The organism is Rhodomicrobium sp. (assembly GCF_047605405.1).
GTDB lineage: Bacteria > Pseudomonadota > Alphaproteobacteria > Rhizobiales > Rhodomicrobiaceae > Rhodomicrobium > Rhodomicrobium lacus.
The window spans coordinates 18,558-31,299 of record NZ_JASGFR010000041.1; the positions used below are offsets into that span (position 1 = coordinate 18,558).

Sequence of the window (12,742 nt, forward strand, 5' to 3'; positions counted from 1 at the left end):
TGAAGCGTCACACCGCTTCCGGCTGTGCGGCGGTTTTCGCTGCGCGCGCCGCCCGCCGCTTCCGCCAGCGCAGCTTGTCGAGCCAGAGGTAGATCACCGGCGTGGTGTAGATCGTGAGGAGCTGCGAGACGGCGAGGCCGCCCACGATGGTGAGCCCCAGCGGCGTGCGAAGCTCCGAGCCCGGTCCCGACGCGAAGACGAGCGGCAGCGCGCCGAACATCGCCGCGAGCGTCGTCATGAGGATCGGCCGGAAGCGCTCGATGCAGGCGAGGCGTATCGCGTCCTCGCTCGACAGGCCGCGCCGCCTTTCCGCGTCGAGCGCGAAGTCGACAAGCATGATGCCGTTCTTCTTCACAAGGCCGATGAGCAGGATGATGCCGATCAGCGAGATGATCGACAGCGTTTCGCCCGCGGCGTGCATCACGAGCAGCGCGCCGAAACCCGCCGAAGGCAGCGTCGACAGGATCGTCAGCGGATGCACAAGGTCTTCGTATAGGATGCCGAGCACGATGTAGACCGTGACGAGCGCGGCCAGGATGAGAAGCAGGGTCGACGAACTCTGCTGCTGCTGGGCCAGCGTCTCGCCGGAAAGCTCGAAGTGAAGTTGCTCCGGCAGGCCGAGATCGCGGCCGGCATCCAGAATTTTCGGAACCACCGTGCCAAGCGCCACGCCGGGCGAGAGGTTGAAGCTGACGGTCGCTGACGGAAACTGCCCGGTATGGCGCACCGAGAGCGGCGTCTGGGTCATGGTTATGGTTGCCACGGACGACAACGGCACCTGCTGGCTCGCGCTTCCCTTGACATAGATGCTTTCGAGGCCCTGAAGGCTGCTCTGGATGGCAGGATCCGCTTCGAGAATGACATTGTACTGGTTGCGCAGGCTGTAGACGGTGGAGACGGCGCGCTGCGAGAACGCATTGTTCAAGGCCGCGTTGACGTCTGCGACCGAGACGCCGAACTTCGCTGCCTTGACCCTGTCGATGGTCACCGTTACCTGCGGGCCGCCTGCCTCGCGGTCCGAATTGACATCGATGACGCCTGGGATGCCTTTCATCGCGGCCTGCGCCTTCGGCAGCCACTGGGCGATTTCCTTCAGGTCCGGTCCCCAGAGCGTCACCTGATATTGCGAGCGCGACTGCCGGCCGCCGAACATGATTTCCTGTCCGGGCATCATGAAGATGTCGACACCCTTGATTGCTGCAAACTTTGGCCGAAGCCTGTTGATGACCGCCGTCGCGGAGTCCTTGCGCTCCCCGATGGGCTTGAGCGACACGAAGAACCGCGCTTCGTTGCTCTGGCTCGATCCCGGTCCGCCGCCCGCGCCGATGGACGACGCCACACCCTCGATCGCGGGATCCTGCGTGAGGATGGCCGTCACCTGCTCCTGAATCTTTTCCACCGCTTCAAATGACGATTCGGGAGACGCCCGCGCAAACCCCATGATGAGCCCCGTGTCGCCGGTGGGGATCAGCCCCTTGGGAACCACGATGAAAAGCTGGATCGTGAAGGCGAGCGCGGCAAACGTCACCACGAGCATGAGCCAGCGATGGCGCAGGCCGTAGGTCAGCGAGCGTTCGTAGCGGGCCAGAAGCCACTCGAAGAAAGGTTCGACGCGGCGGTCGAGCCACGTCTCGCGCGGGCGGGGCAGGCTGCGGATGAAGCGCGCGCACACCATCGGCGTCAGCGTGAGCGAAACGATGGCGGAGATGAGGATGGCGTAGGTGAGCGTCCAGGCGAACTCACCGAACAGCCGCCCGATCATGCCCCCCATGAAGAGGAGCGGAATGAAGGCGGCGATCAGCGACAACGAGATCGAGATGATGGTGAAGCCGATCTGGCGAGAGCCGACGAGCGCGGCCTGCATCGGCTTCATGCCGGCTTCCATGTTCCGGTAGCAATTCTCGATCACGACGATGGCGTCGTCCACCACGAAGCCGACCGAGATCGTCAGCGCGAGAAGCGAGATGTTGTCGAGGCTGTAGCCCGAAGCCCACATGAGCGCGACCGTGCCCGCGAGCGAAAGCGGCACCGCCGCGCCCGCCGCGAGTGTCGGCACGATACGGCGCAGGAACAGCAAGACCACGAGCATCACAAGCGCCACGCACACGATCAGCGTATGCTGGATGTCGGCGATGCTGGCGCGGATGGTCTGGGTGCGGTCGTTGAGGACCGTCAGCTTGACGTCTGCGGGCAGGAGGCGCTGCAGTTCCGGCAGGAGCGCATAGACGTTGTCGATGGTCTCGATGACGTTCGCATCGGACGTCTTGAAGATGATGAGGATGACCGCATTCTCGCGGTTGAAGAACCCGGCCGACAGGCGGTTGCTGGTGCCGTCCGAAACCTGCGCGACATCGCCAATGCGCACCACATCGCCGTTCTTTACCTTGACGACGAGAGGCTCGTAGTCGGCGGCCTTCGAGAGCTGACCATTCACGGTGACGATGGTGGACTTTTCCGCGCCGTCGAGCACGCCGATGGGCACGAGCGAATTTGCCTGCGTTATGGCGGTGCGAACATCCTCTGCGCTGAGGCCACGTGTCTTCAGGGCGCCGGGATCGGTGACGATGCGCACGGCGGGCGTCTGTGCGCCGCCGATCATCACTTCGGCGATGCCGCTGACCTGACTGATGCGGGTTGAGGCGATGAGATCGCCGAGGTCGTAAAGGTCAGTCGGCCGCCGGATGGGCGAAGTCATCGCCATGATCATCACGGGTGCGGCGGCGGCGTTCGCCTTGCGGATGGTTGGGCGCCGCGTCAGGGTGGAGGGCAGGTCCGATTGCGCGGCGTTGATGGCTGCCTGAACGTCGCGCGCGGCGTCGTCGGCATTCCGCGACAGGTCGAACTGGACCTGGATGCTCGTCGAGCCGAGCGAACTCGTGGAGGTGAGTTCCTTCACACCCGCGATTTCGCCGATCCGGCGCTCCAGCGGCGCGGCGATGGTGGCGGCGACGGTTTCCGGGTCCGCGCCGGGGAGGTTCGCGCCGACGCGCACGGCGGGCATGTCGACATTCGGCAGGCTCGCCACCGGCAGCGCGGAATAGGCTACGATGCCCGCGAGAAACAGCCCGATGGAAAGAAGAATCGTGCCGATGGGCCGCCGGATGAAAGGCGCGGAAATATTCATGACACGGGCTTGTCCGGCGGCGGCAGCGCGAGCGGCTCATCAGGCGATGGGAGCAAAAGCCAGTCGGCGCGCGGCGGCAGCATTGGAAGCGGCGGTGTGCCGAGAAGGGGCAGCAGAACGGCCGCGCCGCCTCCGCCGGTTCCTCGCGGCGAGCCGCCTCTCGGTCCGGGATCGGGCAGCCCCGGCTCCGGTCTCAGCGCGGGCGGGGGGTAGTTCGGTTCGTCGAAGCCGAAGCGGCGTTCGAGCCTGCGCTTCAGCCCGTCCATGGCGAGATAGATCACGGGTGTCGTGTAGAGCGTAAGAAGCTGCGAAAGAAGCAGCCCGCCGATGATGGTGACGCCGAGCGGCAAGCGAAGCTCCGAGCCGGGACCGCTTCCGATAACGAGCGGCAGCGCGCCGAGCAGCGCCGCGACCGTCGTCATCATGATCGGGCGGAAGCGCAAAAGGCACGCCTCGCGGATCGCCTCGAACGGCGCGAGCCCGCGCGTGCGCTCCGCGTCGAGCGCGAAGTCGATCATGATGATCGCGTTCTTCTTGACGATGCCCATGAGAAGAATGATGCCGATCAGCGCGATGAAGGAGAACTCCATGCCGAGGATTTCGAGCGCGAGAAGCGCGCCGATGCCGGCGGAAGGCAGCGTCGTCAGAATCGTGAACGGGTGGATGAAGCTCTCGTAAAGCACGCCGAGGATGATGTAGATCGTGACCACGGCGGCGAGGATGAGGAGCGGCTGGTTTGCGAGCGAGGCATTGAACTCCGCCGCCGCGCCCGTATAGCTGCCGACGATGGAAGAGGGCAGCGCGATGCGGCTCTGCGCGTCCGTCACGGCCTGCACGGCGGCGTCGAGCGAGAAGCCCGGCGCGACGTCGAAGCTGATGGTCGCCGCCGGATATTGCTGCACGTGGTTGACGGACAGGGGCGCAATGGCACGCTCGATCACCGAGAAGGACGACAGGGGAACCTGCGAGCCGACGCCGGTCCCGCTCGCGGCGGTCGCGGTGATCGACGCGTTCGTCGAGCCGCTCGCCGTTGCGTTTCCGGTCGAGGCGTTGCCCGAAGTCGAATTCGAAATCGCCGTACCCGGCACGTAGATCGAGCCGAGTGCGGCTGTGTCGGTCTGGAAGGCCGGATCGACTTCTAGCACGACGCGGTACTGGTTCGATTGCCCGTATATCGTGGAAATCTGCCGCTGGCCGAAAGCGTCGTAGAGCGTGTCGTTCAGCGCCTGCATGGTGACGCCGAGGCGACCGGCTATCACGCGGTCCGTCCTGATCAAGACCGCGTTGCCATCCTCCTGAAGGTCGGAGGCGACATGGATCAGGCGGCGGTCGCGGCTCAACTCGGCTTCGAGTTTTTTCGCCCAGCCGGAGAAGCCCTCGCGGTCGAGCCCCACGATGACATATTGATATTGCGTGCGGCTTCGCGCCGTGCCGATCTGGATGTCCTGCACGATCTGGAAAGTCGTGCGGAGCCCCGGAAAATCGGCGGTGGCCTGCGTCAGACGCTGGAGAATTTCGGGCGCGGTCGCCTTGCGCTCATTCTTGGGCTTCAGCGTGAGCGCGAGATGCGCGGCATTCGGCGTGGCGTTCGTTGTGCCGACGCCGATCACCGAAACCACGCCCAGCACGTCGGGATCGCGGCGGACGATTCGTTCCACCTCGGCCTGAAGCGCGTTGATGCGCTCGAACGAGACGCCCGGCGCGGCCACGGTCTCGGCGGTGAGGAAACCGGTGTCCTGATCCGGCAGAAAGCCTTTCGGGATCGCGATATAGAGAACGACGGTCAGCACAAAGGTTGCGGCCGCCACCAGCAGCATGAGGCGGCGCGCGTTCAGCGCCCGGTCGAGTGTTACGCGGTAAACCGACAAAAGAGCGTCGAAGGGCGCTTCGAAGGCGCGCGAATACCATGGAGCGGCCTCGCCGTGGCGCGGCGCGCGCAGGAGACGGGCCGCCATCATCGGGGTGAGCGTCAGCGCCACGATCATCGATGTGACGACAGCGGCGGTGAGCGTCAACGCGAACTCGCGGAAAAGGCGCCCGACGATCCCTTCCATGAACAGGAGCGGAATGAAAACGGCGATGAGCGACAGCGTCAGCGAAACGATGGTGAAGCCGATCTCGCCCGCGCCCTTGTAGGCCGCCGCGAGCGGTTTCTCGCCCTTCTCGATGTAGCGCATCACGTTCTCGATCATGACGATGGCGTCGTCGACGACGAAGCCCGTCGCGATGGTCAGCGCCATGAGCGAGAGATTGTTGAGCGAAAAGCCCGCGTAATACATCACGCCGAACGCCGCCATCAGCGACAGCGGCAGCGTTATGCCCGCGACGATCGTGGCCGAGAAGGTGCGCAGGAACAGCAGCACCACCATGACGACGAGCGCGACCGAGAGGACGAGCGTGAACTGCACCTCTTCGACGGACGCGCGGATCGTGCCCGTGCGGTCGGCGACGATATCGAGCTTGACGCCCGCCGGGAGCGCGTCGACGAGCTTCGGCAGGATCTTTTTCAGCTCATCGACGGTGCCGACGATGTTGGCGCTCGGCTGGCGCTGCACGTCGATGACGACGGCGGGCGTGCCGTTGTAGCGGGCGGCGACGCGTTCGTTTTCGAGCCCGGCGACGACGGTCGCCACGTCGCGCAGCAGCACGGGCGCCTTGTTGCGATAGGCCACGACCACGTCTTCATAGGCGCGCGCGCTCTCAAGCTGGTCGTTCGCTCCGACGATGTAGGATTTTTCCGGTCCGCTGATGAGGCCTTTGGAGCCGGTTACATTGGCGTTCGCGATGGCCGAGCGCATGGTTTCGAGCGCGATGCCAAGCGAAGCCAGTTGCAGCGGATTCGCCTGAATGCGGATTGCGGGCCGGATATTGCCCTGCACGGTCACGCGGCCCACGCCTGCCACCTGCGAAAGCCTCGGTGCGAGCAGCGTGTCGGCAAAGTCCGACAGCCTTTCGAGCGCGACGCTTTGCGAGGTGAGAGCGATGGTCACGATGGGCGGGTCGGACGGGTTCACCTTCGCGTAGACGGGGGGGTAGGGGAGATTCTGCGGCAGCGAGCCGCCCGCCGCGCTGATTGCGGACTGCACGTCCTGCCCCGCCGCATTGATATCGCGGTTCAGCATGAAGCGCAGCGTGATCTGCGAGAGCCCCTCCGAACTTGTCGAACTCATGTTTTCGAGCGAGGGGATCTGTCCCAACTGGCGTTCGAGCGGCGCTGTCACGAGGCGCGCCATGGTGTCGGCGTTCGCGCCGGGAAGACGCGTCGTCACCTGGATGACGGGGAAATCCACCTGCGGCAGCGATGAGATCGGCAGCAGCGAATAGGCGAGAGCGCTCGCGAGGAAAATCGCCAGCGCGAGAAGCGAGGTTGCGATGGGACGCGCTATGAAGGGCGCGGAAATGCCGGATGGCGCGCCGCCGCCCGGCGCGTGGTCGGCTTCAGCCGCAGCGGCGTTGTGCGCCGCCGATGCAGGCTTATCCGCCGTCGGCTCGCTCATGGGCGCCCTGCGACGTCAGGTTTCGCTCCTTCGGGCTTTGCGGCGTCGGCTTTCTTGCCGCGACGCTCGCCCCTCTTCCGCTCGCCGCCGTTCTCGGCCGGAGCAGCGCCGGGCGCTTGCTCACCATCGAGCTTGAGCTTCGAGCCGTCCTGAAGGTTCGAGAAACCGCTTGTCACAATGACGTCGCCTGCCGCGACGCCTTCGCCGATCACCGCGTCCTTCTCGCCTTCCTGCACCACCTTGACGGAAACGATGCTTGCCGTGTTCTCCGGCGTGACGCGGTACACAAAGGCTCCGTTCGCGCCCTGCTGGATGGCGGCGGAGGGAACCACCACGGCATTTTCGAGCGTCCTCAACCGAAGCTTGACGTTCACGAACTGCCCGGGCCAAAGCCGGTTTTCGTCGTTCGGGAATGTGCCCTTTATTTTCACGGTGCCGGTCGTCTGGTCGATCTGGTTATCGATCACGGCCACGGTGCCCTCGCCGAGCAAGCGGCCACCGGCCTGCGCCTGAAGCGGAAGCGGCGATTTCGCATGCGCTTCGATAATGTCGGAGACGGCGCTTTCCGGCAGCGTGAACACGATGGAAATCGGCCGAAGCTGGGTGATGACGACGATGCCGGTGGAATCGCTCGACGTGACGAGGTTGCCCGCGTCGACCTGCCGGATGCCGGTGCGCCCGTCGATGGGCGCGCGGATGGTGGTGTAGTCGAGATTCGCGCGCGCGGTATCGATGGCGGCCTGATCCTGCTTCACCTGCGCTTCGTATTGCTGGACGGCGGATTTCGCGGTGTCGGCCTGCTGTTGCGACGTGTAGTTCTGACCGACGAGGCTCGAATAGCGGGCCGCGTCGCGCCGCGCGTTCGCGAGCAGGGCCTCGTCCTGCGCCTTCTTGGCGACGGCTTCGTCATAGGCCGCCTGATAGAGGACGGGGTCGATACGGGCGAGCACATCGCCCGCCTTGACTTCCTGCCCCTCGCGGTAATTCACCTCGACGAGGCGGCCGGAAACCTGCGCGCGGACGGTCGCCGTGTTGAAAGCCTGCACCGTGCCGACGCCTGACAGCCAGACGGGCACGTTTTCGAGGCGCGCGGGCCTTGTCGTCGCGGAGACGGCCTGATCGCCGCGACGGAACCCGCCACCGGGAGGTCCGCCGCCGGGAGGCCCGCCCGCCGTGCCGATCGCGCCGCCGCGCCGCTCTGACGTGCCGAAGATGCGGTCGCTATAAACGAATAACGCTAGAAACGCCGTGATCAGAAGGAAGATCAACCAGGGCAGGAGCCTCTTCATGGCGTGGCCCTTTTTACATCGATGAGGGATGGAACTTCAGCGAGCGTTACGCCCTCGGGCTTGCTCCAGCCGCCGCCGAGAGCGCGATAGAGCGAAACGGCGGCTTCGAGGCGCGCCTGCCGAACGAGCGCGAGGCTGTTTTCGGCAGAAAACAGGGTTTGCTGGATCGAAAGCAGCGTCGTGATGTCGATGATGCCGCCCTGAAGCTGCGCCTGCGAAATCTCGTAGGCGCGGCGCGCGGCCTGCACGGCCTCGCGCTGGAGCCGCTCCTGTTCGGCGGTCTTGCGGTAAGCCACGAGCGCGTCCTCCACATCCTGGAAAGCGGCGATGATGGTCTTCTTGTAGGTCGCGAGGAGTTCCGTATAGAGGGCGCGGTTCTGGTCCAGCGTCGCCTGCAATTCGACCATGTTCGTGATCGGCTGGGTCAGGCCCGCCGCCGCATTGTAGAAGGTGCTTTGCGGCTGGAAGAGAGAGGCCAGCGCCGCGCTCTGGAAGCCGCCCGCGCCCGTAAGCTGGATCGAGGGGAACATGGCCGCGCGCGCCTTCGAGACCGCGAAGCGCTGGGCGGCGAGCGTCGCCTCGGCGTCGGCGATATCGGGACGGCGGCACAGCAGTTCCGAGGGAAGCCCCGCCGGTATCTGCGGAACGACGATGGCGTAAAGGTCGTCGGCGCGCCACGAAAAGAACTCCGGCGCGCGGCCGACGAGCACCGCGAGGGCATGCTTGTATTGCTCAAGCTGGCGTTGAAGCGGCGGGATCGTCACCTTGACATTGGCGACGAGCGTTTCCTGCTGCGCCACGTCGAGCCCGGAGGTCGTGCCCGCCTTGTTGCGCGCGACGATGGCGTCGAGCGTTCTTTGCGCGATGGCAAGGTTCGCCTTTGCGATGTCGATCTGCTTCTGTGTCGCGACGGCATCGAAATAGGTGGTTGCGATGGTCGCGTCGGTGGTAATGGCGACGGTTGCCGCCGCGTAATCGGCTGCTGCCTGCGAGGCGATGGCCGAGGCGACGCCAGAGCGGTTCTTGCCCCAGAAGTCGAGTTCGTAGCTCGCGCCGAGCTGGCCCACGACCGTGTCGCCGCGCACGGCGCGCCCGGTTGCGTGGCTGAAGGAGCGCGTGCCGCTACCATCGGCCTGAATGGTGGGAATGAGCGCCTGACTGGCGACGCGAACCTGCGCCTCGGCCTGCTCGACGCGGGCGATGGCGGCGGCGATGTCGAGGTTGAAGCCGCGCCCTGCCGCGATCAGGTCGGTGAGTTTCCTGGAACGGAACGCCGCGAAGTCGTAAGGGCTGCCCGCCGGGTGCTGCGACGGCCGCGCGCTCTTTCCCTTGTAAGCGTCCGGGACCGCGATCTGCGGTGACGCCACGTTGGGATCGAGGCCCGTACAGCCACCCGCCGATAGCGCGCCGATAAGCACGGCTGCCGCCGCGCCTCGCAAAAGTCGCGTTTTTCCGCCTGTCGGCGCGTTGTCGCGTCGCATGGTGCCCAACAAGTTGCCCGCCCCGGACTCTCTCTGCCCCCAGAGATTCGCCAGCCCGGAACACTTTCAATTTAGACTGTTACGAGGTAACGCGATAAAGGCTACATTAATTATGTATCGAAACGCTTCATACGCAACTTACTGAAATGCAGTGTCTTTTTCGCATCTCGCGCCGTTGTCGGAAGAAAATGCGAACGCAACGCGAAGGCGAGGCGGCAGCATCAGCCCGCTGCCGGCAGCATCGGCTGGCCTGAAAATGCGATGAGTTCAAGAAGCGTCTCGTCCGTCAGGCGACCGGTGACGGGGATACCGCGATGGCGCTCGAAATCCTTGATGGCGTTCGACGTCCAGACATCGAGGCGGCCTGAAAACGTCCCTCTGAAGAAGCCGAGGCCGAGAAGCGCCTTTTGCGTCTCGACGACGAGCTTCGGATTCAGTTCGGCGCGGTCGGCGAACGCGCCGTGCGGCCCATGATTCGTGTCGAAAAGGACGCGCTTCAGCAGCGCCTCGGTCGGTTCACCGGTGAGCGGCATCGCGTTGTCGAACTGATAGGCCAACACCGCGAGCCGAAGCCCGTTTTCGCCGTGCTGCAACTGCTCCGAGTAGCCCCGCTGTCCAAGCTCGCGATAAAGCGCGACATGCATGCGCGGCCCCTTCACGGTGGGGAGCGAGACCTGCTTGATGTCGCCGCCGGACAGGGCCGGAGCAACAGGCGATGCCTTGTCATGCGGGAATTGCGTCACCGAAACGGACGTGCTGGGCAATCCGTTCGGATCGAACAGGCGCGCGCGATCCTGCAGGAACAGCGCATTGCCCGCTGTCGCAAGAAAGATCGCCATCATGGCGAAAAGGGCCAGACGTGCTCGAAACCTGATCATGACCGTTATAATTGCACAAAACCCAATTTGACGAAAGATTGTTTGTGAGCGGAAGGGCGGGGGAAACTAAGAACGGACCCTTACCGAGTCGTTAACAAGTGTCCGAAAATTGCAGCCAAATAGAGTTCGATAAAAATTTATTAAACTACAGGATCGCGCATTTCTCGTTCCTTCGCGGGCGAGACTTACGATCGTCTCACCTGGAAAAACGATGCGGGTGAGGGGTCATGTTTTTCGTGTTGCGTCTCGTTTTCTGGCTTGGCCTTGTGTGTCTGCTCCTGCCCGGCGTCGGAGGTGACGCGGGACGTCATATTTCTTCGGTCGAGCAGACGGCAACCGATGTCAAGGGCTTCTGCGATCGGAACGAAGCCGTCTGCGAGGATGCCCGGGCGACGATGACGCTTGTGCTGGCAAGGCTCAAGAGCGGCGCACAGGCGGCGCAAGCCTGGCTCGACGAGCAGAAGAGACAGAACCCGGGGCTTCAGGGACCGGTGCGCGAAGCAAAAATTCCCTCGATCGACCAATCTCTCCCGGCCAGCGCTCCGCGGCCGGTGGTGAAGTGGCATGACAACCTTCGCGCGGCGGACCGGGATATTCCCTGGCAGGAACCGCAAGGCGCCGCGAGCGGTCCTCGCCGGCTTTGAGACGCTTGCCTGTCGGAAGTGCGACAATCTGGCAGGATGCTTTCCACCCGTCACGATGAAATGCCCGCAATTTCAGGATGTTGCCGTGGCATGCTCCTTGCTTCGATCCGAAAGGGCAAGCAGGAGCCTCGAAGCCCATGTCCGACGCCAAGATCTTGTCCATCGCGCGCGAAGACCTCGTGAGCTTCGGCGATATCCCCGCCGAGACGAACGCTCTTCTGCAACGTGGCGTTCTCGCCTACCGCAAAGACCCGGAAGCCGCGGAGGAGCTTTTTCGCGAAGCGTTGGCTCTCGATCCGGCGCAGTTGCCGGTCTATTATTGCCTCTACAAGATCTATGCCTATCGTGGCCTTCTCGACAACGCGCTGGCGGTCGCCGAGGCGGGACTTGCCGAAGCCGCGCGGCAGGCAGGCTGGAGCGACGACTTCCGCGCCTGGGAACGCGGGGCCGTTTCATCCGGCGGGCCGGAGCGTTTTGCGCTTTACACGTTGAAGGCGCTGGCGTTCATCCATCTGCGGCGCGGCGAAGCCTCTTCCGCGCAAGCCTGTCTCGACAAGCTCGCGGAGCTTGCACCCGATCAGGAGGTGGATTTCACCGTCGTCGCGGCGCTCGCGGAAAAGGTAGCCGAGCGCTCCTGAACCCGCTCATTGATGGTTGCAACGGACCGTGACGCGCTCGGCAAACTGCGAGCCGATGTTGCTCGCCGGATCGATGTTCTCGCCAAGCTGCGACAGCTTCTTCTCCTGACCCACGGCGCGGTCGCCCACATGCGGCGTGCAGAGGGGCGGCTTCACTCCGGCGGGAGCGGCAAGCTTCACCGGATCGTCCTTCGCGAAGGTGAGCGAGACATACATGCTCGGATCGTAAATTGAGAAATTGAAGTCCTTCAGGTGTTCGCGCGGTACGGGTTTTTCCAGCGGCAGCGTGAAGGAGAGCGTCAGCATGTCGTCCTTGTGCTCAAGCCGATAGTCGGATGTCGGTTCCTTCAGCGCGACCCTTGTCTTGCCGACAAAGGCGTAAGTGAAATATTCGAATTCCTTAAGCGCCTCGACATTGGTTTGGGCCAGCGGCTTCAACTCCTCCTCGCTGTAGACGCCATCGCCGTTCGTATCCATGCCTTCAATGGCGAAGGAAGTGTAGAACTGGTCGAAAGTCCATTTATGGCGGAAGGCGACGACCTCGCCGTTTTGTCCCAACTGCAATTCGGTGTGCATTGTCACCCACACGTGCGGATGCGCGAGGACGAGCGCCGTCTGGGCGGCAAGCGCGAACAGGATGAGGCCGAGGCGGGAAAACCAACGCTGGATCATGGTCTTGCTTTCAAATGCGAGCGCCTGTGGAACAGCACGGAATTCCGGCTTTTTGAAGTGTGCCAAATCCCGCTGCCTGCGTTGTCGATCCACAATGGCGACACAAATGTAATACTATAACGTTACACGTAGGCGGCCTGCGGAGCGTCTTCCGGCAGTACCGCTCTATGCTACCCGGCAAAACTCGCGAGACCTTCCCATGGAAATCCTGAAAACGATCCCTCTGGCCGCGCTCCTGTCGGCCTGCGCCCTTACAGCATCTCAGGCTGAAGAGCATCGCCAACTCGGCGTGCATGTGCACGGGCACGGCAAGCTCAATGTTGCGATCGAGAAGAATATCCTCTCGATCGAACTCGAAGCGCCCGGCGCGGACATCGTCGGCTTCGAGCATGAAGCCACCACGGAGGAAGACAAGGCCAAGCTCGAAAAGGCGAAAGATACGCTCGAAAAAGGGCTTGAGCTTTTCACGCCCCCCGCGGCCGCAGGCTGCAAAGAGAGCCTCGTGGCGGTCAATCTCAA

Annotated in this window: 9 protein-coding genes; 3 read left to right on the forward strand and 6 right to left on the reverse strand. The window is 63.9% G+C overall.

From position 1 onward, the window contains the following. Positions 1–7: 7 nt before the first annotated feature. From QM659_RS14335 to QM659_RS14355, 5 genes are all read right to left on the reverse strand, one after another. Positions 8–3,124 carry an efflux RND transporter permease subunit gene (locus QM659_RS14335; protein ID WP_415188928.1) on the reverse strand — a complete coding sequence of 1,039 codons (3,117 nt, stop codon included), beginning with the start codon at positions 3,122–3,124 and terminating at the stop codon, positions 8–10. After that, entirely contained in the window at positions 3,121–6,621 is a 3,501-nt protein-coding gene (locus QM659_RS14340) for an efflux RND transporter permease subunit (RefSeq protein WP_415188929.1), read from the reverse strand. Before QM659_RS14340 ends, QM659_RS14335 begins: the two co-directional genes overlap by 4 nt. After that, on the reverse strand, positions 6,618–7,910 hold the full coding sequence (locus tag QM659_RS14345; protein ID WP_415188930.1) for an efflux RND transporter periplasmic adaptor subunit: 1,293 nt from the start codon (positions 7,908–7,910) through the stop codon (positions 6,618–6,620). Before QM659_RS14345 ends, QM659_RS14340 begins: the two co-directional genes overlap by 4 nt. After that, positions 7,907–9,391: an efflux transporter outer membrane subunit gene (locus tag QM659_RS14350; protein ID WP_415188931.1), complete on the reverse strand. Its 1,485-nt coding sequence runs from the start codon at positions 9,389–9,391 to the stop codon at positions 7,907–7,909. Before QM659_RS14350 ends, QM659_RS14345 begins: the two co-directional genes overlap by 4 nt. A gap of 221 nt (positions 9,392–9,612) precedes the next feature. Then, entirely contained in the window at positions 9,613–10,269 is a 657-nt protein-coding gene (locus QM659_RS14355) for a peptidoglycan-binding domain-containing protein (protein WP_415188932.1), read from the reverse strand. A gap of 227 nt (positions 10,270–10,496) precedes the next feature. On the opposite strand from QM659_RS14355, the gene QM659_RS14360 reads away from it, so the two are divergent. After that, positions 10,497–10,913 carry a DUF5330 domain-containing protein gene (locus QM659_RS14360; protein WP_127075530.1) on the forward strand — a complete coding sequence of 139 codons (417 nt, stop codon included), beginning with the start codon at positions 10,497–10,499 and terminating at the stop codon, positions 10,911–10,913. Between the two features lie 137 nt (positions 10,914–11,050). Next, complete coding sequence (locus QM659_RS14365; RefSeq protein WP_415188933.1) at positions 11,051–11,551, forward strand: hypothetical protein; 501 nt, start codon at positions 11,051–11,053, stop codon at positions 11,549–11,551. 6 nt (positions 11,552–11,557) lie between these two features. Here QM659_RS14365 and QM659_RS14370 read toward each other — a convergent pair whose 3' ends face one another. Further along, entirely contained in the window at positions 11,558–12,289 is a 732-nt protein-coding gene (locus QM659_RS14370) for a DUF1007 family protein (RefSeq protein ID WP_415188934.1), read from the reverse strand. Between the two features lie 133 nt (positions 12,290–12,422). On the opposite strand from QM659_RS14370, the gene QM659_RS14375 reads away from it, so the two are divergent. Next, a partial coding sequence (locus QM659_RS14375; RefSeq protein WP_415188935.1) for a ZrgA family zinc uptake protein occupies positions 12,423–12,742 on the forward strand: 320 nt, incomplete at its 3' end.